The following is a 24538-nucleotide window of genomic DNA, read 5'->3' on the forward strand; positions in this document are numbered from 1 at the left end:
GTCCGGTGTGAGTCGGTCATTCGTTTTGCACAGTCTTACTCGCCTTCCCTACCCGTGGTGTTCCCTGAAGAATACCGTAGAGACCCGTCAGCGGTTCACCGACGCGGATTCCGTCGGACGTGATCTCGAACTCGCGAAGCGTCTTTTCGAAGTCGCCAGTGCGCTTTTTGAGCACGCCGATGACCTTGCGGAGACTGCCGTCCCTCTCGACGTAGCTGACGAACGCGATGTTGTCGGCGATATAGCTGAGCTGATTGTCCGTCGCCTCGGAGATGCCGGTAATCTCCGAAATTTCGTTCGTGATCAGCACCGTTATTCCCTGGTTCTTCAGATACCGCGTTAGTGCGTGAAGCTTTCGGACGAGAACTCGCTCCCGGCCCTGGATCGAGATGGTGTAACCGTCGATTCCGTCGATCATCACGATGTCCGTGTCCTGCTCTTCGACCTGCTCTCTGACCATGTGGGCGAACTCCTCGCTGGAGAGCGCGAGCGGTTCGACTTCGGTCACCTGGAGGGTTCCTTGCTGGCGCATCTCCGCGACGGGAATGTCGATCGACTCGGCCCGGTGTGTGAACGTCTCGATATTCTCTTCGAACAGGTAGATGGCCGAGTTCAGCCCGTCTTTGGCGGCCTGGGTCAGCAGTTGCGTCCCGGTTGACGTCTTGCCGGCCCCCGTCGGACCGCTGATAAACGTTACCGTCCGCTGGTCGAATCCGCCCCCGAGCAGGTCGTCCAGTTCGTCGATACCGGAGTGGATTCGCTGGGATTTGAACGTCTGTTCGCGCGGTTCGGGAACGAGATGCGGAAAGATCTCGAGACCGTTCTCTCGGATCGCCATGCCGTGATCACCGCCCATCTGCCCGAGTGCGCGGTGTTTCGTCGCTTCGATCCGACGACCGCTTTCCTCGCGGGTCAGTTTGATGATGCCGTCGCTGAGCGATCGAAGCTCCGTATCGTACTCCGGTTTGGAGTTCAGTGTTGCCGTTACGAGGACGGTGATCTCGTGCTGTTTGAGAAACCGCATGAACGACAGGATCCGCTTTCGGAACTGGTACTCGTTGGCCTCGACGTACCTGAGTTGCGAGATCGGATCGAGCACGACGCGCGCCGGATCGATCTCCTTGATCGCTTCGTGGATCTCCTGTGTATACCGGTCGCGTTCGATGTCGCTCGGCTCGACCAGATCGTAGGAGTTGTCGTCCGCGAAGAAATCGGACTCGGGACCGAGATCGAGGAACTCCGCGTCGCCGATCTCGATGTTAACTGCGGAGCCGTTGGCCAGGATCTCCCGCCGAGATTCTTCCCCGTGGATGAACAGGACCGTCTCGTCGTTCCGTAGCCCCTGCTCTAAAAAGTGCATCCCAAGTAGCGTCTTCCCGGTACCGGGCTCCCCGTGAACGAGGTACATCCGGCCTTTGGCGAGCCCTCCGTTGAAAATCTCGTCCAGGCCGTTGATCCCGCTGTTTATCGGTGTAATGTTGGATGCCACGTTCGCTCACACGAAATAGGAAGTTATTAATCAATTGATTCCGGAGAAGCGATTCGTTGGCATTAGGGGTGTAGCTGTCGAATATCGCCCGTACTGATTAAATCGTTGCGGGTGATTTTCGCCGTTTCGAACTCGTCTCCGATGGCCGGTAACGGCCCGTTCGAGGGAAAGCGGATCGCCGCCTCCGTCCCCTTCGCAGTCCCTCGCGGTCTGAAGTCGCGTTACGTACACTTTTGTACGCACTACGTGTACCGTTGGCGCATGCGAGCTGCAGTCATGGAATCTCACGGCGAACTGCTCGAGATCGAGGACGTCGAGTATCCCGAACCCGGTCCGGACCAGGTGATCGTCGAGACGAAAGCCTGCGGGGTCTGCCGAAGTGACTGGCACGCCTGGCAGGGCGACTGGGGATGGGTCGGCGCACGGGCACCGCCGGGACAGATCCTCGGCCACGAGCCGGCGGGAATCGTCGCCGACGTCGGCGAGGACGTCGAGACGCTCGAGGAGGGTGATCGCGTCACCGTTCCGTTCCACCTCGCCGACGGGAGCTGTCCGCACTGTCGTGCCGGCCGAGCGAACGTCTGCGAGACGGTGATCCCGCTCGGCTTTACGAGCGTCTCACCCGGCGCGTTCGCCGAGGCGTTTCCGGTCAGAGAGGCCGACTTCAACTGCGTCAAACTTCCCGACAGCGTCGAGTTCACGGAGATGGCCGGTCTCGGCTGTCGCTTCATGACGGCGTATCACGCGCTCGCCGACCGGGCGGGGCTCCGAGCCGGCGACTGGGTCGCCATCCACGGCTGTGGGGGCGTCGGACTCTCGGCCGTTCACATCGCGAGCGCGCTCGGTGCCCACCCGATCGCCGTCGACGTTCGGGACGACAAACTCGAGCGTGCACGCGAACTCGGTGCGGTCGAAACCGTCAACGCCGCCTCCGCCGAAAATCCGGCGAACGAGGTGAAAGCCCTCGCCGACGGCGGCGCGGACGTCTCGATCGACGCGCTCGGAATCGCCGAGACGTGCCGGAACTCGATCGGCAGCCTCGGCAGGCGAGGCAGCCACGTTCAGGTCGGCCTGACGACCGGCGAGGAGGGCGGCGAGATCGCGCTGCCGGTCGACTCGATGACGATGCAGGAGATCGACTTCCACGGCTCGTTCGGAATGCCCCTCGTTCGCTACGAGGAACTGTTTCGCCTGATCGCACAGGGAACCCTCGACCCGAGCAAGATAGTCGGCGAGACGCTGTCGCTCGAGGAACTCCCGGAGACGCTCGCCTCGATGGACGACTACGAGACGATCGGCATCCCTGTGGTAACGGAGTTCGGCGACTGAGCGCCTGGACCGCCGAACTGTCGGACTGTCGGCTACAACTCAGTGAGACCGATCGCCCGGACTGTTTCGACGTATCTGACACGCAGTTCCAGTCGACGGTATCGGTTCGGAAACCCGGGTGGGGGCGGGAGCCCACCCCGGCGTGAGAGACATGAGCGTACTCGAAGCGGGGGCGAGTCCACTTCCGAGCGATCCGGGCACGAACGCACGCAATCGGCTGGTCAGCGCAGCGGTGTCTGGGCCGAACGTGTACCCGGCGGGGTTCCATCCCCGCAGATCAGGAATCGGGCGGCCACTCCATTGTTATGCGGTAGCTTGCCGACATATAGTACACGCAAACTATCGACAGGGACGGTGTAACAACGCCGTAGCACCCGGTTACGAGCGGAGTTCGGGTCGAACCGTCCCGGCAGAATCACCCCTCGAGTGCGACGCTTCGACGATCGCTCCGTCGATCAGCCCACTACGACGACAGTCCCGGAGGAGAGGAGACGCGGCTCTCGAGTACGTCCGTAGCGTCGGCCGGCACTCCGTAGCCGACGACAACATCACACCGCGGTCGAGACGGTACCGAGCAGATCACGAACCATCAGATGACGTTTCCGGAGTCCGTCAGTATCGGATTCTCCCGGTTTGACGGGGTATCGGTTGTTCGGTAACTAACCCGATCGTTTCACAGCGGGACGATCCCGCCGTAGTCCTGCGGTTATGACGTGTTTACTTGACTTTCACGACGGCACGATAGCACGCGGTCGGCCGCCCTCTCGGCTCGATCACCCGCGTCCGACCGATTGACAGGTAAGACCTTCATAGCTCAGTTCTTCCCCGAGGTTACAAGCCGGATAACTACAACCGGTCACCGCCACCACACCGATATGATCACCTGTACCAACTGCGAGACCCCCCAGTTCCTGCAGATCATCCAGAGCCGCGTCTACTTCGAGGACGGGGAGATGATCAACGAGGTCTCCGAGTCCTACGAGTGTACCCTCTGTGGCGGAACCGGCAAGTACGTCTACGACGAGGAACGAGACGAGGAGACCGTCTCTGGGGACGTCGAACTCACGACGGAGCGACCGAAGTTCGCCTGACGGTCGCCTTCCGGTGAGGGTCCCAGCGACGACTTCGGTGGCGTACCGGCTCCAGTAAGCGAACGGTGATTCACTCCGAGGCCGTCTCGTCGTCTCCCTCGGACCTGTCGACGCTCTTCTGTCTCTTCCGGCGATCGACCGCGAACTCCTCCAGTTGCGCAAGATCCTCGAGGTCCTCGTCCGGATCGACCCGCTTCTTTCTCTTGCCGTACCGCCGCCGCTCAACTGCACGGGTTCGCCGGTCGGTATCCCACTCCTCGAAGAGGCCGTACTCGGTCATCGTCTCCATGCCGGCGATCGCTGCCGAGAGCTTGATGCCGACGAGCGGAATCTCCGCGACGGAGATGATCACGTCTGCGCGAACGATGGCTCCGTCGCGGAGTAACACGTCCAGCACGTCGACGAACGTGTCCTCGTTCTTTTCTGGTTTCATGTGTCTCCGTTGCCGCCCAGTTCGGGCGCGAACGTGTACGGTGGCCACGGCCCGCTGAACCGGACCTCGAGTCCGGGCGCCGCCGCGACGTCGTCGAGCAGCGAGCCGATAGCCTCCTCGTCGTTTTCGTGGGCGAGCAGGGTGAGCCGACAGAGCGTCTCCCCCTCGTCAGTCGCCTCCGAACCGGCGACGTCGCCGATGGCCGCGCTTGGCGACCGCTCGAGCGCGTGAACCTCCCGGGTGACGTCCGCGAGCCGCTCCCGGAGGTCGTCGGTGAGCGACTCCCGGCGCGCCCGCTGGAGTTCTTTCACGCGCTGGTCGTACTGCTTCTCGAGCAGAAACGCCGCCCCCTCCTCGGAGTCGGAAATCTGCTCGTCGAGTTCGCGCAGCCGCTCGTCGCGTTCGAGCAGCGCCTCGTCGCCGATCGGCTCGGTTTCGACGACCTCGACGCGATACTCCCAGTGGTCCGCGAGTTCCGTCAGCGCTCGCTCGAGCATCTCCGACTCCTCGCGGAGCCACTCGCGGACGCCGCCGTCGTCGCCGCGGAGGATCGTGTCGAACTGGAACGGGATCGGCGTGCCGAAGGCATCGCCCGCCTCGTCGACGACGGTCTGGTGGCGGACGAGCCACCGCTTGATCTCGGTGAGGTCGGCGGAGTCGTAGATTTCGTCACACGAGTGGACGACCGCGCCGATACCGTCGACGGCGACGATCGAGACGGGTTCGCCGTCGACGCCGTCCGTCTCGAAGGTAACGTCTTCGTCAGCCTGGACGATACAGTAGAGGTACCGCCCCTCGTCGATCTCCGGACGCTCTCCCGCATCCGGATCGTCGATCTCCTCTAAGTCCTCGAGGTCGGGTTCGGGATCTCCAGTGCCGGCGGTCATTCGTTATCACCTCCGAACACGGAGTAGCCCGGCTTCCGGTGGGCTGCGGGATCGGCGTCGAGCCGTTCGATCGCGTCCGTGACCAGTCCGTCCAGATCTCCCCGGAGATCGTCGACGCCGTCCTCGATCCCCTCGTCGCGCTTGAGCTGCTCGATCTCCGCCTCGATCGTCGCCAGCTGACGTCCGAGCCGATCGATCTCCTCGTCGGAGAGGGCGTCGGACTCCATCCGGCGAACGGCCTCGCGCTCAAGCGCCTCGATCAGGATTTCGACGACCGTTATCACGAGCGTGATGAGCCCATCCCGCGCCTCTTCGCCGTCGCCGACGTCGATCGCAGTCATCGCTCGTTCTCCTCCGCGTCGGATTCGGTCGTTTCGTCGCCGTTCTCACCCTCGTTGGACTCGCCGTCCGCCTCGTCTTCGCGTTCGTCGCCCTCGGCGTCGTCACTGAGCAGGTTGAAGCCGCCGCCGATCGGCTGTTTGGGGGCGGGCGTAGCGCCGAGATGGTCGGAGATGCGGTCGACTTCGATCGTTCCGTCTTCGTCGCTTCCCTCCGTCTCGCTCTCACTGCCGTCCTCCGCCTCGGGATTGGGCGTGACGTTGACGCCGCGCGTCGCATCGATCATCGGCTTGGGTCGCTCCATCTCTGCGAGTTCGGGCTCGTCGACGGCCTCGGCGAGCCGGCGCATATCCGTTCCCTCGGGGAACTCGAGGCCGTATTTCGCTGCGGTCTCGAAGGAGGCGATGGCGGCCCGGACCTGGATGCCGAGCAGTTGCGTGTCGCCGATCGAAACGGCGATGTCCGCGTTGATGACGATCCCTTTGTCGAGCAACATCTCGACGACCTCGGCGAGGTCGGCCTTCTGTCGGCTGGGCTGGAAATCATTCGGCACGGGTCTCACCTCGGTTCGTCGCTTGCTCAGTCCGGGCGATCGGGCCCGGTACGCCTGTGCCTCGATCGAAATCGCTCGATAGTCTCGAGGCGGTCGTCACCCGGTTCTTCCGTCGGTTGTGTGTGAAATCACTCATTGTTCTGTTTTCGTCGTTCTCGTTCGATTTCGAACCGCCGGCCGTAGATGCGCTTGAGAGCCGGCGCCGTCGAGAGCTTTACCTGCTGCGGGACGGTCGAGTGACGCGCCCCGCCGCCGAGATCGCGTCTGTTCGTCGCTATCGTCGACGCTGCCGTCGGATTTCGGGATGACGGGGTCGTATCCTGGCGACGCATCTTCTCGCGGTTCGTCTCGTAGAGCTTCTCGAATTTCTCGTGGGTTACGAGCAGCGCATCCCGGAAAGCGTCGATCCCTTTCATCGCCTGCTGCTGAATGAACGTCTGGTAGGCTTCCGGATCGTTCTCGATGTCGGGTTTGTCGAACGCCTCCTTGGCGGCCTCGGTCGCGTCCATATCCGTCCCGAGAAACTCGTCGTCATCGTCGCCGCCGAGCAGGTCCGCTCCCTCGTCGGCGACCGCCGAAGCGGCCTTCTCGACCATGCCGGCGTCCTCGCTCTCGTCCGCGAGACCGTCGACTGCGTCCTCGAGTTCGCGTTTCTCCTCCCAGATATCGCCCAGATCCGTCGCGTCCCACGCGTTCAGCAGGTTGATCGCCTTGAACACCTGCGTGAAGTCGACGACGTCGCCGGCGCCCGTCTCCTCGTCCGTCAGCGCGTCCGGGATCTCACCCGTTTCGATCGCCTCGAGCAACTCGCCGCCGTCGACGGCCTCGGGAAGATCGGTCAGGTCGAGCGCCTCGATTAGCTCGGCGGTCTCCTGGGCGACCCGCGCGAGGGCGTCGATGTCGCCCAACAGCGACTCGAGGTCGTCGTTCCCGACCCCCTCGAGGTCGTCGACATCGCCGAGGGACTCCTCGACGTTGTCGAGAGCGGCCTCTGCTTCCGAAAGCAGCTCCGCAAACGTCTCGTCGTCGCCGTTCTCGTCGGTCATCGGTTCTCACCCTCCGAGGGCGTGGAGTCCGTCTCGCGTTCGGGTTCGACCGTCACGGTGAGCACGCCGTTATTGATCGTCGCGTCGACCGTTCTGTCGCGCCAGGGGACGTCGACCCGGTCGAGCTCGCTCCCGGAGACGGCGACGACGAGCGTCGAATCGTCGAATCCGACGGTGACGTCTTCCGGGTCGACTCCGGCGACGTCGGCCGTGACTACCAGTTCGTCGTCGTAGACGGACGTCGCCAGGTGATGCGAGTCCGATGGTTCTCGGCGATGGCGTCGCTTCCGCGGCCGGTCGGCGACGCCGTCGGTCTCGTCGTCAGACCGGATCGAATCGAATGAATCGCCGATAGAGCGATCGATCCCGGTGTCGACGGAGATGTCGTAGTCCATCGTCGTGCGATCGCCGCGCCGTCGTCCCGATAGCCGCCCGTCGTTGCGCTCGAGCGAGTCGAGCGCCGAGAGCAGGGTCGTGAGCCAGTGCGGCGTCTCGTCGCGGTCGTCGTCCGATTCGTTCGATCTGTCGGTTGGATTGTCGCTCATTATCGTTTCACCTCCACGCGGCCGCTCGAGAATCGCTCGTGCACTTCGCGTGCGATCTCGATCTCTTCCTCGATCTCTTCCTTGCGGCGCCGGTACTCCTCCTCGGGGCGTTCGCCGAGTTCGTACAGCAACTGGTTCTCCTTGAGGTCGTCCTCGAGTGCGTTCAGGTCGTACATCTCGTCGAGCGCGATCGAGTGAAGCGCGTCGATGATACCGACGAACGGTCGAAACAGGAGGTCATCGAGGACGAACATGGCCTACTCGCTCACCCCTGAGCACCAATCTCGACGTTGACAAAGCTGTACGGTGCGAACGGCCCCGTGTACTGGAACATGAGTTCGTCGCCGTACTCGTCTTCGAGGCCGGCGACCGCGTCGTCGAACTCCTCCTGGTCGTCCTCCTCGACGAGGTACGAACGGTTGAACACGAGCCGGTCGCTGAACAGGTCGTCCGGGACCGACTGCGCGGCGATCGGCTCGAGTTCGTCCGCGACGGCCTCCTCGATCGCCTCGCGATCGACGTCGGCGTCCTCCTCGCGAACGAGTTTGAGGCCGAGTTCGATCTTGCCCTCGATGTCGCGCAGCGCGCGCCTGAACGCCGGCTGTGCGCCGCGCAGGACGTTCTTCAGCTCCCGGTCGCCCTCGAAGGCCATCCCGAACTGCATCGGAACGATCGTCTGGCCGCCGTCGTACTCCATGATTTCCCGGAGGACGTCGTCGTGGCACTGGGCGTCTTCGTCGGTCTCCTCCGGCTCGGTCGTATCGATGTCGGAGACGACAGCCCCGTATCGGCGGTGAGTGACGGTGTAGACGCGATCGGCGCCGGCGACGGCGTCGGTTTCGAACTCGATGTCGTCGTTGGCTTCGACGACGCCGTAGACGTACTTGTGACTCACGGGCGAATCACCGTCCGTTCCGCTGTCTGTGGGCGCAACCGTACGTCTCGTCCGAACTGGATGTGTATTGATGTCATAGGAACCTCGCGGTGAGATGAGAGCTGGCCAGTCGAATGCTCGTTGACAGTAATTCGGCTGCCGCGCGCGTTACCGTAGTGCTTGCAGTAGCAGCGTCGGTTCCTTATCCGAAAACAGGTGGCGGGCTTGCAGTAGCAGCGACAGCCGTGTTACCCATCGGTGCTCAACTGCTGAATGCTATGGCAAACCAACGAAGACCCGACGCCTCGAGTCTCGCGGAAGTACTGGACCGCGTCCTCGACAAAGGCGTCGTTATCGACGTCTGGGCGCGTGTCTCGGTCGTCGGGATCGAACTGCTAACGATCGAAGCTCGTGTCGTCGTCGCCTCCGTCGACACCTTCCTCCACTACGCGGAGGAGATCGCAAAAATTGAGCAAGCGACGGCAGAAGGCGACATCGAAGACCTCGAGGAACTCGAGATCGAGCAGCGGCCGGAGTCCTCGCCACAGTCCACCTCCGAATAATCGACATGGGGGATTCGTCTTCGCGTGAGCGAAAGGTCCGCGGCCGAAAGATCCGCTCGGACCGCAGCCAGAAGAAGCGTCGGAAAGCGAAGAAAAAAGCGAAGAAGGAATTCGATCGGACCGCGAACGGAACGAAAAGCGGTGTACAGAGCGGAGGCGCGGACTCCGTTCTCAAGAGTCCCGAGGAGGTCACTCCCGACCCGTTCGTCGAGACCGACGCAGTCACGTCGCTGCGAGACCGGATCACCGGCTGGCTCGAGGCCGATCAGCCGGTTCACCTGATCGGACCGACCGGTTGCGGAAAGACGGCGCTCGCGCTCTCGGCAGCGGCCGAGCGCGGCCGACCGGTCGTCTGGATCAACGGCGACGAGGCCGTCGGCACCGCCGAGCTCGTCGGCACCCACGCCGGCGGCGAGCGCTACGAGGAGCACGACCAGTTCGTCAGCGGCGTCAACAAGAAGACCCAGATCGTCCGCGAGCGGTGGGTTGACAACCCGCTCTCGGTCGCCGTCAAGGAAGGCGCGACGCTGGTCTACAACGAGTTCTCGCGGAGCGATCCCGCGGCGCACAACGTCCTCCTCTCCGTACTCGAGGAGGGCGTCCTCGAGCGGCCGGGCAAGCGCGGCTCCGACCGGACGATCGACGTCCACCCCGAGTTCCGGCTGCTCGTGACCTCGAACGACGTCGAGTACGCCGGCGTCCACGAACAGCAGGACGCGCTGCTCGATCGGTTCGTCGGCGTCCACGTCGACTACTACGACGAGGAGACGGAACGCGCGATCGTCGCCGCCCACTCCGACGCCTCCGACGAAACCGTCGAGGAGATCGTCGGAGCGACGCGCCGACTCCGCGACGAACTCGACGTCGTCGTCGGAACTCGAGTCGCGATTACGGTCGCGGAGGGACTCACGGTCTTCGCCGAGGACGACGGCAGCGAGTTCGACGACGAGTTGCTGGCCGACGTGTTTACAGACGTTCTCGCGCCGAAGATCGCCGGCGAAGACGACGATATCGACGAGTTCCGAGAAGCAATTCGCGACGCACTCTAAGTTCCGAGAAGCAATAGACACCGACCATGGCCGAGGCAGACACGAACTCCGCAGATCAGTGCCAGGCGCTCACCGGGGACGGCGAGCGCTGTTCGCGCCCAGCACAGGACGACGGGTTCTGTTATCAACACGACGAGAGTGATCAGACCGTGAGCGACAGTCAAACAGCCGAGACGGAACAGGACGAACAGGAACAAGAGCAAGAGCAAGCCGACCAGGACGCGCAGTCCGCCGACATGGCCACGGACGAAACGACCGATCCCAGTGACGTCGATACGGACGACGTCGACGAGGACGACGACATCGCCGGCGTCCTCGCGGTCCGACAGACGGTCGAATCGACCGCCGGACAGATCGTCGGCCACGAATTCGATGGCGTCAGCGAGATTTCGCCCATGGACGAGGGCTGGCGCGCAGTCGTCGAAGTCGTCGAGCGATCGGCGGTGCCCGACACGCAGGACATCATCGGACGATACGAGATCGAACTCGGCGGAGAAGGCGTCGTCCAGGGCTACCGACGGCTCGACCGCTACCGTCGCGGAGATACGATGGCGTTCGAGTGACGGATCCCGTCACTCCGCCGACAGACAGCTCCGGCTCGCTCGAGTCACAACCCCGTCTCCCCGCGCCCACTCGTCCCGACTACCGCAGCACCCCTCGCTGACTGCCTCGCCGCTCTCCGTCGTTTCCTCGGCCACTCTCCTGCCGTCGACTGATTCCGTCCAGCGACGTCGATCTCGAAATCTCGAAGTGACCGTGCGTCGTTGACTCGTCCGTGCAACTCGTTTCCGGGATCCGCGTCTACGGCGTCGATGTCGGTCCGTCGACTCGCTGTGCGCACTACCACACCGATCGCGACGTCCTCGCGTTCAAGTTCGACTGCTGTGACCGGTACTACTCCTGTATTCGCTGTCACGACGCTGTAGCGGATCACGACGCGGAGCCGTGGCCCCGGCGCCGGTTCGCGGAGCCCTCGGTTCTCTGTGGCGCGTGCGGAACGACACTTTCCGCTCCCGAGTACCTCAAGTGTGACTACCAGTGTCCATCCTGCGGAGCACCGTTCAACCCCGGCTGTGAGGCCCACCTGGAGCACTACCTCGAGCAGTAGCGGTCGTCTCCGGATCCCGACCGGGCGAATAGGGGCTCAGTCGTCCGCCGGGGCTCGCCTCGAGGAAGTCGTGTCGCTCACCGGCTCTCCGAGCAGCGCCGTCTCGGCCTTCGGTGTGAGTTCGTTGACCATCGCCCGGCCGTCGCGTTCGCGGACGACCAGTTCGTCCTCGGCCAGCGCGGAGAGGTGGTGTGAGACGGTACTGGGGTCGCGGTTCAGTTCGTCCGCCAGCCGGCCGTTGTGCGCTCGACCGAGTTCGGCGAGCGCCTCGAGCACGTCGCGCTTGGCCGGTTCCTCGAGTGCCGCGTGGAGTTCGACGTCCGTCGCGTCGAGGTAGTACCGACGCTTGCCGTTGACCTTCACCGCCGTTACCATCCCCTCCTCATCGAGTACGCGAGCGTGGTGGCGAACGGTCGACAGCGACACGCCGCTTCGCTCGCTCACCTGCGAGAGATAGCAGCCGGGTTCGTCCTGGATCGTCGCATAGACGGCCTCGCGAACGTCGTTCTCGAGCGGATCGGAGTCGTCGTACCGGCTGTACCGAAGGATCGCCAGCAGCTCCCACGGGAGATCGGCGACCATTCGTCGAAGCTGTCGGAGCGGGAACTGGTTCGCCCAACTGGCAAGGGAGCTGCCCGTGGCTCCGGTCGCACCGGCCGCACCGGCGCTTCCGGCGGTTGCCCCGGACGCCGTGACCACACCGAGCAGTCCGATCAGGATCGCGTCCGTCGTGGTGGACGGCGTCTCACGCTCGTCAGGTGCGCTGGATCGGTCGGTCCCGTCGTCGTCAGCGGTCGTCTCGTTCGTATCCGTTCCGTCGCTGGCCGTCTCTGCCGGTGAAACGGTGGTCGTCCCGTGATTTTCCTCCGGGTCGCCGACCTCGGTATCGTCTCGGTCGATGGGCTCGCTCGAGCCCGCCGTGTTCTCGACCGTCCTGGTCGTCCCGTCGATATCGGACCCGGAAGTCACGGCCGTCGAGTATACCGTCTCCTCGACCGAGTCGACCGTCTCCTCGGTCGTGTCGTCGACGAGGTCTGTGGTCTCTCCGATCGTGTTTTCGACGGTATCGGTCGTCTCGTCTGTCGTGTTTCCAATAGTATCGGTCGTCTCTGAGGTCGTCTTCTCAACAGCCTCCGTTGTCCCTTCAGTCGTGTCTTCGACAGTACCCGTCGTCTCCTCGACCGAGTCATCGACCGTTTCGGTCGCATCTTCGGTCGTCCCTTCGATTGTTTCGGTCGCGTCGTCGACCGTGTCATCGACTGTTCCGGTCGTGTTTTCGACTGTCTCATCAGTCGTCTCGGTGACCGCCCCCTCGACGGTTTCAGTCGTGCCTCCGGCTGTGTCTTCGACAGTATCCGTCGTGTTCTCCACCGTGCCGTCGACGGTATCAGTCGCACCTTCGGTCGTCTCTTCGACTGTCTCATCAGTCGTCTCCAACGTCTCATTGACCGCCTCGTCGATGGTTTCGGTCGTATCGCCGGCTGTCTCAGCCGTGTCGTCGGTCGTTTCCTCGGCTGGTTCAGTAGACTCCGTGACCGTCTCGTTCAACTCTTCGGTCGTTTCGGACGACGTGTTCTCCGTCTCGTCGGTCGTGTCATCGACGGTTTCGATCGTGTCGTCCGTTAGATCACCAGTCTCGTTCGCCCCGTCGCTCGAGCTCTCGGTCGGCTCGGTGGCCGTCGAGCTATCCCCGTCCGAGTCCAGTTCTGTCGCACTCGAGCCGGCTTCGTCGATCGCTCCGGCGGCGAGTCCGGCGAGCGGAAGACCGAGTATCAGTACTGCGACCAGACAGGCCACGATTCGGGCCGCGAGCGACGAACGTCGTTCCATACCAGTCAAGAGAACATTACAGATACACTGTAATACGCTTTTCCGTGTATTTAACGGCAGGTTACTAACCAGTCGCTATAGCGCGCTCCGGTGACGGGACCGGAATCCAGCAAGCTATTTCCCCGTCGAGCGGCGGACTCCTGGTATGGATCCGGCGCTTGGCCCGCCCGACGCGATGGCCGAGAAACCCGACGAGCTGACGCCGATGATGCGGCAGTATTACGATCTCTGTGTGCGCTACGACGACGCGCTCGTCCTCTTTCAGGTCGGCGACTTCTACGAGACCTTCTGTGGCGCCGCTGAACGCACCGCGCGGCTGCTCGAGGTGACGCTGACCAGCCGCGAGGACAGCACCGGCGAGTATCCGATGACGGGCATCCCGATCGACAACGCCGAGTCCTACATCGAGGAGTTGCTCGAGTCCGGCTACCGCGTCGCCGTCGCGGACCAGATCGAGGAACCCGGCGAGTCACCGGGGGTCGTCGAACGCGCGGTCACGCGCGTAATCACCCCCGGAACGCTCACGGAGGACGAACTGCTCGCCAGCGACGACAACAACTTCGTGGCCGCGGTCGCCCGCGGCAGCGGCGAGGAGCACGCGGAGGCGGACGAGGAACTCGCCATCGCCCTGCTCGACGTCTCGACCGGTGACTTCCTCGCGACGAGTTCTACCTCGAGCGAAGCGATCGCCGACGAAGTGAGCCGGTTCGATCCCTCGGAGGCCGTCGTCGGACCGGACGCGTCCGTCGACCTCTTCCCCGAGACCTGCATGGTGACGCCGTTCGAGGCCGACGTGTTCGATCGTGAGCGCGCGGGCGAGACGGTATCGCGATACTTCCGCAATCCCGATGCTCTGCTCGCCAGCGACGCCGAGGTTCGGGCCTGCGGCGCGTTGCTCTCCTATGCGGAGTACGTTCGCGGCGGCGAACACGAAGGCGAGCGTGACGTAACGGCCGACACCGACATCGACGAAGACGGCACCGAACCCGGCGACGCGGGCGGCGCTCGCCTCGAGTACATCACGCACCTCACCCGGTACGACCCCCGCGAGTACCTGCTGCTCGACGCCGTCGCCCTGCGGAGTCTCGAACTATTCGAACCGCGAGCAGTCCACAGCCGCGAGGACGCGACACTCGTCGGCGTCCTCGACGAGACGGCGAGCGCGCTCGGAGGCCGAAAGCTCCGGGACTGGATCCGCCGTCCCCTGCTCGAGCCCGAACGCATCGAGGCGCGTCTCGACGCGGTCGAAGAGTTGACCGGATCGGTCCAGTGCCGCGAGCAACTCCACGAACTGCTGCGGGACGTCTACGACCTCGAGCGGCTGATCGGCCGGATCTCTCGCGAGCGAGCTAACGCGCGGGACCTGCGCTCGCTCCGGGACACGCTGGCCGTCGTTCCCGAGGTCCGCGATCGGCTCGCCGACGCCGACTGCGATCGACTCCGGCAGTTACACGCCGACCTCGATCCGCTCGCCGACGTTCGCGACCTGATCGACGGCGCCATCGTGTCGGACCCGCCGATCGAGATCACCGAGGGTGGCATCATCGCCGAGGAGTACGACGCGGACCTGGACGAACTCCGCGGGACCGCCCGGGACGGCAAACAGTGGATCGACGACCTCGAGGAGCGCGAGCGCGAGCGAACCGGCGTCGACTCGCTCAAGGTCGGCTACAACTCGGTTCACGGCTACTACATCGAGGTCACGAACCCGAATCTCGAGGCGGTACCCGAGAACTACCAGCGCCGCCAGACCCTGAAGAACTCGGAGCGGTTCGTCACGCCCGAACTCAAGGAGCGCGAGGACGAGATCGTCGGCGCGGAGGAGCGCGCGGACGAGCGCGAGTACGAACTCTTCTGTGACGTCCGCAGCGAGGTCGCCGGGGAGGTCGAACGCGTCCAGAACCTGGCTGACGCGCTCGCGACGCTCGACGCGCTCGTCTCGCTCGCGACCGTCGCCGCCCAGTACGATTACTGCCGACCGGAGATCGAATCGCGCGACGATGGCGAGGGACTCGAGATCGACGTCGATGGCGGTCGCCATCCCGTCGTCGAGCGCACTCAGGAGTCGTTCGTCCCGAACGGTGCCCGACTCGCTCCCGAGCAGCGACTGGCGGTGATCACGGGGCCGAACATGTCGGGGAAGTCGACGTACATGCGCCAGGTCGCCCAGATCGTGCTGCTGGCGCAGGTCGGCAGCTTCGTCCCCGCCCGATCGGCCCGGATCACGCCCGTCGACCGAATATTCACCCGCGTCGGCGCCAGCGACGATATCGCCGGCGGGCGCTCGACGTTCATGATCGAGATGGACGAACTCGCGACCATCCTCCGGGAGGCCGACGAGGGTTCGCTGGTCCTGCTCGACGAGGTGGGTCGAGGCACGTCGACGGCGGACGGCCTCGCCATCGCGCAGTCGATTACCGAGCACATCCACGACGCGGTCGGGGCGACGACCCTGTTCGCGACCCACCACCACCCGCTGACCGAACTCGCCGACGAGCTCGAGGCCGCGTTCACGCTCCACTTCGAGGTCGAGCAAACGGACGGCGAGGTCGTCTTCCACCACGAGATCGTCCCCGGTGCGGCGACGGGTTCCTACGGCGTGGAGGTTGCGACTGCGGCTGGCGTCCCCGAGCCGGTCGTCGAGCGCTCGCGGGAACTGGTCGCCGAGAACGCCGACGACGCGGCTATAGATGGAGAGTCGGTCGACGGCTCCGATACGGACGGGCCCGCGCCCGCCACGGCGACGGCCGACGGCGGCGAGCGAGCCGCGGGGTCACGATCACCATCGAGCCACGAGGCCAACGCTGACCTGCTAGCCGACATCACGGCCGAGCTTCGGTCCCTCGAGGTTGCTCACCTCACGCCAGTCGAGGCCCTGACGGAGCTCGATCGGCTGCAGCGGCTGCTCGAGGAGTAAGCGCCGTTAGTCGTGGCGCTGCCCGACCTTCAGGAACGCGAGGGCGGCCCCGAGAAGTGCGGTGTTTTTCAGGAAGTGGATGAGCTGCTGTTGTTTCTGTTCGGGATCCTCGAGGTTCCAGAAGTCGTGCATCACCGGGGTGGTACTGACCAGGAATCCCACGATCGCCGCGGCGGCCGCGGACGGAATCCGCCACAGCACTACGCCGAGCCCGCCGAGCAGGAGGCCCCCGCTCACTGCGGGGACGGCGATCTCCGGAAACGGCGCGTTCTTGGATTCGGCGTAGCCGATCCGCTCGTCGAGATTCCGAAGGTTATCGAGCGCGTTGAACGCGAGGATGCCACCGAAGAGGACGCGCCCGAGTCGAAACAGCGCGGTTTCGGCGAGCGGAGACCCGTCCGCGCTCGCATCGGATCGGTCAGTCGCGTCGCTGCTCCGTCGCTGTTGAATTCGAGACGAGAGTCTCATCGTTCGATGACAACGTCCCGAACGGGATAGGTGCCGACGTGGCAGTTGCATGTCTCCGGAGCCGCCACTGCAAGATTCTTCGTGGCCGGCATCGAACGCTCGAGTGAGGTCGACGAGGCGGGCGACGAGCCCGACGATCCACCGCTGGAGTTCGGTATCCGCGCTGAAACTGATGACACACTATCGGAGGTAATCACCATGACAGACTTCACCCTCACGAGTAACGCGTTCGACGACGGCGAACGGATTCCCGAAAAGCACGGCCGCGACGCGGAGAACGTCAACCCGCCGCTCGAGGTCAACGGCGTCCCCGACGAGGCCGAATCGCTGGCGCTGATCGTGGACGATCCTGACGCGGTCGAGCCCGCAGGGAAAGTTTGGGATCACTGGCTCGTCTGGAATATTCCGCCGGAGACGACGACGATTCCGGAAGACTGGGATCCCGACGATGCGATGGAAGGAACGAACGACTTCGGCGACGTCGGCTACGGCGGGCCGAGTCCGCCGGACCGAGAGCACACCTACCGGTTCAAACTCTACGCGCTGGACACCACACTCGACCTCGATTCTGACACCAGCGCCGGCGACCTCGAGTCGGCGTTGGACGGCCACGTCGTCGCACAGGCGCTGTTCCAGGGAAGGTACCCGACGGCCTGACCGACAGTCACACCGGCTCCCCGGCGGACTAACCGGTAATTGGGCACCGGCTACCCGTCCGTCGGCTCGAGCGAGACGAACTCGAGGTCGTGCCGAGCCAGCAGCCGGTCGGCCCGGTCGGTCACCGACGGCGCGACGAGCACGCCGCGAACGGCGGCGTCGGCGTGGAGATCTCGTGAAAGGGCGTCGACGTACCGCCGAAGCTGACTCACCGCGTCCGGGCCGACGCGACGGCGCTTGAGTTCGACGACGACCGATCGGCCCGCCGAATCCTCACCGTAGATGTCGACCGCGCCGGCCGGCGTATCGCGCTCGGTCGCCAACGGGGTAAAGCCGGACTCGAGCAGCGACGGCTCCTCGAGGATCCGCTGTCGAAGGTCCTCCTCGGTGCCGACGAGCGCGATTTCGTTGGGGTCCGATCCCGCGAACGTCGAGACCTGGAGCACCTGCCGAAAGGAGACGAGCAGCCGCTCGTCCGGCGTCGATCGCAGGCTCTCAATCACGAGCGCGTCGTCCTCGCAGCGGACGGCGTGCTCACAGCCCGGCGGCTGCCAGTTGACGGGCTGTTGGCCCTCGTCGGTGTGGACGAGAGCCGCGCCGTCGGGTTTGAGCATCACGTGGCGGTCGCCGGCCTCGAGTCGACTCGAGGCGCGACCGTCGTAGTCGACGGTGCAGCGACCGAAGACGGTGATCATGGCCTCGCGTTCGATCCCGTCGGCGATCGCCTCGCGGGCCGTCTCGAGGGCGGGTTGCTCGAGCGTGGTCGCCTGCGGGGGCTGGATACCGGCTGTCACTGGGGACAGATAGCCGGCTGGCGAATAAAAGGTCCCCGAACCGACGGTCGAGCGAGCTTCGAGAGATGAGGGGATCGAAAACACTTATTTTCGTCGGTCTACGCGTTCGAATACGAATGATCAACGAATACGACCGCCGTCGATTTCTCCGAATCACCGGAACGGGTACCGCAGCGGCGCTCGCCGGCTGTGCCGCGTTCAATCCGCTGAGCGACGACGGAGACGAACCCGACGACGTGTTGACGGCCGCCGTGGGTCCGGATCCGGAGGAGATCGAGGATCTCATCGAAGCGGTCGAGGAGGGAGAGATGGACGCGAGGGAGGCCCAGCAGCGCGAGCAGGAACTGATCGACGAGGCGACCGAAGCGTTCGAGGCTCGAGTCGAGGACGATTCGGATCTGACGATCGAGGAGTCGAGCGGAGACATCGGCCTCTACCAGATCGACGGTTCGGCGGAAGCGATCGTGAGCGCGCTCCGGGAAGGCGCGGTATCCTCGTTGCATCGGGCTGCAGCCTACGATCAGTTCCTCGAGCAGCAGGAACAGCAGCCTCAGCCGGAGCCGGAGCCGGAACCCGACGAGGAGGAAGGAGAGGTGGACGATGGTGAGGAGACGGACGACGGCGAGGAAGCGGACGAAGCGGATTCCGATGAAGACACCGACTCGGACGACGGCGAGGACGACACCGGCGAGGAGACGGAGGAGGACGATAGCGAGGACACCGCCGACGGCGAGGCGTGAACTGTCCGTAACGGAGGTCGATTCCCGCTCTCTATTTTCTCGGCCTACTCGACGCTGAACGGACTCTCTCGTTCGGTCCAGTTCCAGCCGGGGAGCCGTTCCTGGAAGCCGGCGGCCAGCGCCGCCTCGAGGTCGTCGACGCCCGCGTTTTCGGCGTCGTCGCCGTGGACCTGCAGATCCGCGTAGTGGAAGGTCGCCTCGCCGAGCGTTCGCAGGGGCTGCGTGCCAGCGATCGTGGCGGCCAGCTCTCGGCCGAGAATTTCGTCGACGATGAACCCCGGATAGTCGTTCGCGACGTCGAGTTCGCGGAGGATCGCGATCATCGCCGCGACGTTGACCGCCAGGTCGCCGTCGGCGAAGACGGCGTCGACCTCCTCGAGGTACGCGTCCTCGGTGACGGGATCGACGTCAGTGTCGAAGATCGAACCGAGATCGTCGCGCACGTCGTTGATGATCGGCACGACGGCGTCGGCTCGCTGTGCAACCCAATCTCGTTCGGCGACAACGCGGTCCGGTGTCAGACGCATACGTGCGTTTCGAGCGGAACTGTCCTGTGTTTTGCGAAGGCTTTTATACCACGCAAAGAATAGCCACGGGTAAGCGGGTTCTCCCTGGAATCTTCCCGCACGGACCAGGATAACCGACCTGGGAGCGTCTTCGTCGCGTACGAAGCAGCACACGATGATTTGGGGTACCAGACGGAACGTAAACCGCGTTTTCCGATGGCATCGTCGTTCAACATCGTCGGCAGTATTGCAGATGCAGCGGTCGACGATCGCCGATCGGCTGGCCGTCACTGACGATCACCCCACTCCTGCTTCGACGCCGACGGTACGGACGCTCCCTCGTCGGCGAGTTCGCGCAATCGACAACTGGCGATTATGAGCACTGTAGAGCAGCAACTCGACGATTTGAAAGCAGAGATCACGAGCGAGTTACCGAGCGATATCTCGGTTTCCTCGGTGAAATACGAAGGCCCGGAACTGGTCGTCTACACGCGCGACCCGAAGAAGTTCGCCCAGCAGGGCGACCTGATCCGGAAACTCGCGAGCAAACTCCGCAAGCGGATTACCGTCCGCCCGGATCCGAGCGTTCTCTCCCGACCCGACGAAGCGCGCGAGAAGATCATGAACGTCATCCCAGAGGAGGCCGGCGTCACCGACCTCGACTTCCACGCCGACACCGGCGAGGTCGTCATCGAGGCCGAGAAACCCGGCATGGTTATCGGCCGCCACGGGTCGACGCTCCGCGACATCACGAAAAACGTCGGCTGGACGCCCGAGGTCGTTCGAACGCCGCCGATCGAGTCCTCCACCGTCTCGAACGTTCGGAGCTACCTCAAGCAGGAACGCGACGAGCGCCGGGATATCCTGGAACGCGTCGGCCGGCAGATCCACCGCGAGGAGATGTCCGACGACGAGTACGTCCGCATCACGACGCTCGGCTGCTGTCGCGAGGTCGGACGTGCTTCGTTCATCCTCTCGACGCCCGAGACGCGGGTCCTCATCGACTGCGGTGACAAGCCCGGTGCCGAGGGCGAGGTGCCGTACCTCCACGCACCCGAGGCGCTCGGCGCGGGCGCCCAGACGATCGACGCCGTCGTCCTCACCCACGCCCACCTCGACCACTCCGCGCTCATCCCGCTTCTCTTCAAGTACGGCTACGACGGCCCGATCTACTGCACCGAACCCACGCGGGACCTGATGGGTCTCCTGACGCTCGACTACCTCGACGTCGCCGCCAAGGAAGGGCGCGCACCGCCGTACGAGTCCGAGATGGTCCGCGAAGCGATCAAACACTGCATCCCGCTCGAGTACGGCGACGTCACCGACATCGCACCCGACGTCAAACTCACCTTCCACAACGCGGGCCACATCCTCGGTTCGGCCGTCTCGCACTTCCACATCGGCGACGGCCTTTACAACGTCGCGTTCTCCGGCGACATCCACTACGAGGACACGCGCCTGTTCAACGGCGCGGTCAACGACTTCCCGCGGGTCGAGACGCTCGTTCTCGAGTCGACCTACGGTGGTCGCAACGACTACCAGACCGACCAGGCGGACTCCGAGCGCAACTTGAAGCAGGTCATCAAGGACACCTACGAGCGCGACGGGAAGGTCGTCATTCCCGCCTTCGCGGTCGGCCGCTCACAGGAGATCATGCTCGTCCTCGAAGAGGCGATGCGCTCCGGCGACATCCCCTCGATGCCGGTCCACTTAGACGGGATGATCTGGGAGGCGACCGCGATCCACACGACCTACCCCGAGTACCTGCGCGACGACCTCCGGGACCGCATCTTCCACGAGGACGAGAACCCCTTCCTCGCCGAGGAGTTCAATCACATCGACGGCGGCGAGGAGGAGCGCCAGGACGTCGCCGACGGCGGCCCGTGTATCATCCTCTCGACATCGGGGATGGTCACCGGCGGACCGATCATGTCCTGGCTCAGCCACCTCGGCCCCGATCCGAACTCGACGCTCGTCTTCGTCGGCTACCAGGCCCAGGGAACCCTCGGCCGACGCATCCAGAACGGCTGGGACGAGATCCCGACCAGCGAAGTCGGTGCCATGGGTAACAACGGCGGCGGTCGCGGCACCCTCTCGCTGAACATGGAGGTCGAGACCGTCGACGGCTTCTCCGGTCACGCCGACCGCGCCGGTCTCGAGAACTTCGTTAAGACGATGAACCCGCGTCCCGAGAAGGTGCTCTGTGTCCACGGTGACGAACGCTCCACCCAGGACCTCTCCTCCGCGCTCTACCACGACTACAACATGCGGACCTTCGCGCCGAAGAACCTCGAGACGTTCCGGTTCCTCTAACGGCGATTCGTTCGCGGCGTTCGGCGGCACCGGAATCGTCCAAACCGCTGCGTGAACTCCTCATTCGTCCGTTCAAAGCGTCATCCCGACCACGGTAGTTCTTCGTGGATTTCGGTCGGTCCTCGCGTCGGATCGTGAGTCACTCGAGAGTCCGTCGACCGTGAAACGAGTCTCCGACTGAACGGGTCCAGCCGAACGGCTCTGGAAAGCACAGCCCTTGTGTATCCAGCGTCTCCGTTTGTGATCGAATGGTTGGTGACGAGCGATCGAACGCGGAGCGCGGCTCGAGGCGAATCTCACGACGGGGACTGTCGATCGCTGCACCGGCGGTTTTCGTCGGACCCACGGCGATTTTCGCGAACCGGAGTCGAGCGGTGATCGAGCGATGATCGCAACCTGGCTCGTCTACGCGGTCCTCACGGCGACGATCTACGCCGGTATCGCCCTGCTCTCGAAGGTCGTCAGCGGCGCGTCGATCGATGATCCGATCACCCTAATGCTCTACACCTGCGCGCCGTTCTACGCGGTCTACGTCGTCGCTGGACCGCTACTCGAGTGGGGAGCGATACGCGGGGCGGGCGGAGCCTCGGCTCCGGCGGCGACAGTCCTCACGGCGGTCGCGTTCGGCGTCGTCTCGACGCTCGGCTACGGCGTCTACTACTGGGGGCTCGTCGTCGGCGACGTCTCCCGATTCGTGCCGGTCCTCGCGATCGAAACGATCTTCGTGTTGATACTGGGCGTGCTCCTGCTGGGCGAGTCGTTCCCGGCCAGCGTTTACGCGGGGATCTCGCTCGTCGTCTTCGGGGCGCTGTTCATCTCGGTCGAGCGCGGCGAGGGGTCGGTCCACCCTCGTGTCACCCCCTCGATAATCGCGATCGCAGTGCTGGCTGCGGCCGCCTTCGCCGTCCTCAACACGGGAATGAAGGCGCTCACGACGAGCCTCGGAACCGTCGAGTTGCTCTTCTGGATCAGTCTCGGGGGGCTTCTCTCGCTGGGTGCGGCGGTACCGTTCCGGACCGGCGGACGCTTCCGACCACGGCTAGACCCCGGCGCGGTGGCCGACCTCCCGACGGGCGAGACGAAACTGCCGGCTGGCACCGCCGTGTTGCTCGCCGCCGGCTTGCTGAACGCGCTCGCCCTGTTTACGTTCATCCGGGCGCTCGAGCACGGCCCGGTCTCGCTGGCCACCGCGATCACCAAACTCGACGTCATGCTCGTATTCGTCGGCGCGCTCTCGCTGTCGAAACTCGCGCCCGAACTCCTGAGCGAGCAGTTCGACCGGTTCACGCTGCTCCAGAAGGGATCCGCGTCGGCGACCATCCTCGTCGGCTGCGTGCTGATTCAACTCGGCTACTGAGTCGACGATTCACGGTACGCGAGCGACGCGACTCGAGACCGTCCGCTTCCCGTAGAAAGCCCTCCGCTCGTTCTCAGTTCCCGTCCATCGTCCCGTCGATCAGATCAGAGGGCGTAATCACGTCGAGGCCCCGGTTCTCGATGTGATCGAGAAGGTGCTCGAAGTCCTCGAGCGACATGCTGTTTTCACCCGCGTTCTCGCCCTCGACGATCGGGGGGATCCGAATTACCGTGAGCTTCCGGTACTGATCGCAGAGGTTGATGTGGCGACGAACGCCGTTGTATAGGGCGGGCCCCCAGATCACCGGCGTCGTGTGAATTCCGGTCGGTGGTGCACCGGTCGGGCAGGATCCGAACAGGAATCCCGACTCGTGATAATCCCGGACGATCGAGAGCGTGGTCGGACTCATCTGTCGCCACTCGGGAGCGAAGAAGTGTCGCGAGCCGTCCGAGAAACCGCGGTCGGTGAGAGATTCCCGGGTATTTTCGACGACCGTCCGCTGTCGATCCTCCGGCTGCTCGGTGAGGTCGGCGTCCGCTCGCGGGTACGAGCAAACGTCCCACTCCCGATCCCGAAGCTGCTGTAACTCGTCGAAATCCATCCGGTCCCCGCTGCCGACGCGCCTGGGATCGACCGGGACCGCACCGGACCATCCCCGTTCGTCTAACAGCTTCGCCGCGACGTCGAAGTGCGACCGGTGGCCGTCGTAAAACGCGAGGATCGCCTTTCCGTTGTCGACGGCTTCGGTTCGGCGGAGGTCGTCGACCAGCAGTCGAGTCGACCCGTCCTCGGGTCCGGCAGCGACGACGTTCAACTGGGTGACGTTCGAAGGGTCCGGCTCGTCCGCCGGCTTGTGTTCGTAGCCGCAGTCGAGACGGAACCAGCCGTCGTGGCCGTCCGGCACCGATCGGACGGTGGTGAGCCGTTCGTCCCGGCTCGGGGCGATGAATTCGACGATGATCCGACTCGCGGATTCCGGCTTGACCGCCATCGAGACGTCCCACGCCTCGAGATCGAGGCCGTCGGAGAAGGATATGCCCGCCCCGGCCGTCCCCTCGTCACTCTCGATGACCGCCGCCTGCGAGCCGGCCCGCACCTCGTCCGGCGCGGGTTCGATCCGTCCGGTGTGTTCCGTCCACTGATCGAGCTCCTCGAAATCGGAGATGACTTCGCCCGCCTCGATGGCGGGCCACGTTCGGTGGTTTCCGCCCCCGTCGGACCCGTTCGCTTTGCTCTTGGAGGACCCGTCGGGAAGCACCCCGAGACAACCGGCGACAGTAGTAGAGGCCACACCAAGGGTAGCCAACGCGCGCCGTCTGGAGAAATCTTGGTCCATGCTGTTCGTCCGTCTCGACTCGAGTCATTTATTGATGATCCCCTTAAACGAGATTCGACTCTCGGAGTCGCCGGTGAATCGGTTCGGCTCGCTGCAAGAGTACGTTATCGATTTCGTAACCGCGCCCCTGATGGTCGGACTCGAACCGGTGCTGAGATCAGCGATCGATCCTGCTCCGCGACTCCCCGTCCGTTCTCGATTCGGCACGCGTTTATCGAGCGGGAAACGGCGGTGACGGCGGGCGGCCCGTCGGATCGACGAGGTTTCGGAGGCGACCGAGACCGCGCGCCGCGACGGGAGCGATGGCCGCCGGT

25 protein-coding genes are annotated in these 24538 nt (G+C 64.4%); 11 read left to right on the top strand and 14 right to left on the bottom strand.

Annotation, left to right across the window (positions count from 1 at the left end):
- Nucleotides 1-16 precede the first annotated feature (16 nt).
- Entirely contained in the window at nucleotides 17-1468 is a 1452-nt protein-coding gene (locus tag NED97_RS11390; RefSeq protein WP_407075227.1) for an ATPase domain-containing protein, read from the bottom strand.
- A 282-nt stretch (nucleotides 1469-1750) separates the two neighbouring features.
- On the opposite strand from NED97_RS11390, the gene NED97_RS11395 reads away from it, so the two are divergent.
- Nucleotides 1751-2818: a zinc-dependent alcohol dehydrogenase family protein gene (locus NED97_RS11395; protein WP_252487163.1), complete on the top strand. Its 1068-nt coding sequence runs from the start codon at nucleotides 1751-1753 to the stop codon at nucleotides 2816-2818.
- Nucleotides 2819-3693: 875 nt separating this feature from the next.
- Nucleotides 3694-3909 (top strand): hypothetical protein, encoded by a 216-nt coding sequence (locus tag NED97_RS11400; RefSeq protein ID WP_252487164.1) that lies wholly within the window; start codon nucleotides 3694-3696, stop codon nucleotides 3907-3909.
- Between the two features lie 70 nt (nucleotides 3910-3979).
- Here NED97_RS11400 and gvpM read toward each other — a convergent pair whose 3' ends face one another.
- The 8 genes from gvpM to NED97_RS11440 form a co-directional block, all read right to left on the bottom strand.
- A complete protein-coding gene (gvpM, locus tag NED97_RS11405) occupies nucleotides 3980-4342 on the bottom strand; it encodes a gas vesicle protein GvpM (protein WP_252487165.1) in 363 nt (120 codons plus the stop codon).
- Complete coding sequence (gene gvpL, locus NED97_RS11410; RefSeq protein ID WP_252487166.1) at nucleotides 4339-5229, bottom strand: gas vesicle protein GvpL; 891 nt, start codon at nucleotides 5227-5229, stop codon at nucleotides 4339-4341. The genes gvpM and gvpL overlap by 4 nt, the downstream gene beginning before the upstream one ends.
- A complete protein-coding gene (locus tag NED97_RS11415) occupies nucleotides 5226-5570 on the bottom strand; it encodes a gas vesicle protein K (RefSeq protein ID WP_252487167.1) in 345 nt (114 codons plus the stop codon). The genes gvpL and NED97_RS11415 overlap by 4 nt, the downstream gene beginning before the upstream one ends.
- On the bottom strand, nucleotides 5567-6121 hold the full coding sequence (gvpJ, locus tag NED97_RS11420) for a gas vesicle protein GvpJ (protein ID WP_382206688.1): 555 nt from the start codon (nucleotides 6119-6121) through the stop codon (nucleotides 5567-5569). Before gvpJ ends, NED97_RS11415 begins: the two co-directional genes overlap by 4 nt.
- Before the next feature lie 128 nt (nucleotides 6122-6249).
- On the bottom strand, nucleotides 6250-7167 hold the full coding sequence (locus NED97_RS11425; protein WP_252487169.1) for a hypothetical protein: 918 nt from the start codon (nucleotides 7165-7167) through the stop codon (nucleotides 6250-6252).
- The gene (locus tag NED97_RS11430; RefSeq protein ID WP_252487170.1) at nucleotides 7164-7712 is read right to left on the bottom strand and encodes an Hsp20/alpha crystallin family protein; all 549 of its coding nucleotides are present in this window, start codon (nucleotides 7710-7712) and stop codon (nucleotides 7164-7166) included. The genes NED97_RS11425 and NED97_RS11430 overlap by 4 nt, the downstream gene beginning before the upstream one ends.
- Nucleotides 7712-7966 carry a gas vesicle protein GvpF gene (gvpF, locus tag NED97_RS11435; RefSeq protein ID WP_252487171.1) on the bottom strand — a complete coding sequence of 85 codons (255 nt, stop codon included), beginning with the start codon at nucleotides 7964-7966 and terminating at the stop codon, nucleotides 7712-7714. The genes NED97_RS11430 and gvpF overlap by 1 nt, the downstream gene beginning before the upstream one ends.
- An 11-nt stretch (nucleotides 7967-7977) precedes the next feature.
- On the bottom strand, nucleotides 7978-8607 hold the full coding sequence (locus NED97_RS11440; RefSeq protein ID WP_252487172.1) for a GvpL/GvpF family gas vesicle protein: 630 nt from the start codon (nucleotides 8605-8607) through the stop codon (nucleotides 7978-7980).
- A gap of 257 nt (nucleotides 8608-8864) precedes the next feature.
- Between NED97_RS11440 and gvpA the strand changes: the two genes are divergently transcribed.
- The 4 genes from gvpA to NED97_RS11460 all read left to right on the top strand — a co-directional run bounded on the left by gvpA (nucleotide 8865) and on the right by NED97_RS11460 (nucleotide 11306).
- A complete protein-coding gene (gvpA, locus tag NED97_RS11445) occupies nucleotides 8865-9149 on the top strand; it encodes a gas vesicle protein GvpA (protein WP_252487173.1) in 285 nt (94 codons plus the stop codon).
- Between the two features lie 5 nt (nucleotides 9150-9154).
- Nucleotides 9155-10198 carry a gas vesicle protein GvpN gene (gvpN, locus tag NED97_RS11450; protein WP_252487174.1) on the top strand — a complete coding sequence of 348 codons (1044 nt, stop codon included), beginning with the start codon at nucleotides 9155-9157 and terminating at the stop codon, nucleotides 10196-10198.
- A gap of 26 nt (nucleotides 10199-10224) precedes the next feature.
- Nucleotides 10225-10761, top strand: coding sequence for a gas vesicle protein GvpO, halophile-type (gene gvpO, locus NED97_RS11455; RefSeq protein ID WP_252487175.1), 537 nt, complete (start codon nucleotides 10225-10227; stop codon nucleotides 10759-10761).
- A 212-nt stretch (nucleotides 10762-10973) separates the two neighbouring features.
- Nucleotides 10974-11306 (top strand): CHY zinc finger protein, encoded by a 333-nt coding sequence (locus NED97_RS11460; protein WP_252487176.1) that lies wholly within the window; start codon nucleotides 10974-10976, stop codon nucleotides 11304-11306.
- A gap of 36 nt (nucleotides 11307-11342) precedes the next feature.
- Here NED97_RS11460 and NED97_RS11465 read toward each other — a convergent pair whose 3' ends face one another.
- Entirely contained in the window at nucleotides 11343-13136 is a 1794-nt protein-coding gene (locus tag NED97_RS11465; protein ID WP_252487177.1) for a winged helix-turn-helix transcriptional regulator, read from the bottom strand.
- Nucleotides 13137-13281: 145 nt separating this feature from the next.
- On the opposite strand from NED97_RS11465, the gene mutS reads away from it, so the two are divergent.
- The gene (mutS, locus tag NED97_RS11470) at nucleotides 13282-16053 is read left to right on the top strand and encodes a DNA mismatch repair protein MutS (protein WP_252487178.1); all 2772 of its coding nucleotides are present in this window, start codon (nucleotides 13282-13284) and stop codon (nucleotides 16051-16053) included.
- A gap of 6 nt (nucleotides 16054-16059) precedes the next feature.
- On the opposite strand, the gene NED97_RS11475 is transcribed toward mutS, so the two are convergent.
- The gene (locus NED97_RS11475) at nucleotides 16060-16521 is read right to left on the bottom strand and encodes a DoxX family membrane protein (RefSeq protein ID WP_252487179.1); all 462 of its coding nucleotides are present in this window, start codon (nucleotides 16519-16521) and stop codon (nucleotides 16060-16062) included.
- Between the two features lie 198 nt (nucleotides 16522-16719).
- Between NED97_RS11475 and NED97_RS11480 the strand changes: the two genes are divergently transcribed.
- Nucleotides 16720-17178 carry a YbhB/YbcL family Raf kinase inhibitor-like protein gene (locus NED97_RS11480; RefSeq protein WP_252487180.1) on the top strand — a complete coding sequence of 153 codons (459 nt, stop codon included), beginning with the start codon at nucleotides 16720-16722 and terminating at the stop codon, nucleotides 17176-17178.
- Between the two features lie 50 nt (nucleotides 17179-17228).
- Here NED97_RS11480 and nucS read toward each other — a convergent pair whose 3' ends face one another.
- Nucleotides 17229-17972 carry an endonuclease NucS gene (gene nucS, locus NED97_RS11485; RefSeq protein ID WP_252487181.1) on the bottom strand — a complete coding sequence of 248 codons (744 nt, stop codon included), beginning with the start codon at nucleotides 17970-17972 and terminating at the stop codon, nucleotides 17229-17231.
- Nucleotides 17973-18088: 116 nt separating this feature from the next.
- On the opposite strand from nucS, the gene NED97_RS11490 reads away from it, so the two are divergent.
- Nucleotides 18089-18712, top strand: coding sequence for a hypothetical protein (locus NED97_RS11490; RefSeq protein ID WP_252487182.1), 624 nt, complete (start codon nucleotides 18089-18091; stop codon nucleotides 18710-18712).
- A gap of 44 nt (nucleotides 18713-18756) precedes the next feature.
- Here NED97_RS11490 and NED97_RS11495 read toward each other — a convergent pair whose 3' ends face one another.
- A complete protein-coding gene (locus NED97_RS11495) occupies nucleotides 18757-19239 on the bottom strand; it encodes a hypothetical protein (protein WP_252487183.1) in 483 nt (160 codons plus the stop codon).
- Between the two features lie 354 nt (nucleotides 19240-19593).
- Between NED97_RS11495 and NED97_RS11500 the strand changes: the two genes are divergently transcribed.
- Both NED97_RS11500 and NED97_RS11505 read left to right on the top strand, forming a co-directional pair.
- Nucleotides 19594-21531 (top strand): beta-CASP ribonuclease aCPSF1, encoded by a 1938-nt coding sequence (locus NED97_RS11500; protein WP_252487184.1) that lies wholly within the window; start codon nucleotides 19594-19596, stop codon nucleotides 21529-21531.
- Between the two features lie 385 nt (nucleotides 21532-21916).
- Nucleotides 21917-22888 (top strand): EamA family transporter, encoded by a 972-nt coding sequence (locus NED97_RS11505; protein WP_252487185.1) that lies wholly within the window; start codon nucleotides 21917-21919, stop codon nucleotides 22886-22888.
- 73 nt (nucleotides 22889-22961) lie between these two features.
- On the opposite strand, the gene NED97_RS11510 is transcribed toward NED97_RS11505, so the two are convergent.
- Nucleotides 22962-24179, bottom strand: a complete 1218-nt coding sequence (locus NED97_RS11510; protein WP_252487186.1) for a polysaccharide deacetylase family protein — start codon at nucleotides 24177-24179, stop codon at nucleotides 22962-22964.
- Nucleotides 24180-24538 lie beyond the last annotated feature (359 nt).

This window comes from Natronococcus sp. CG52 (assembly GCF_023913515.1).
Lineage (GTDB): Archaea > Halobacteriota > Halobacteria > Halobacteriales > Natrialbaceae > Natronococcus > Natronococcus zhouii.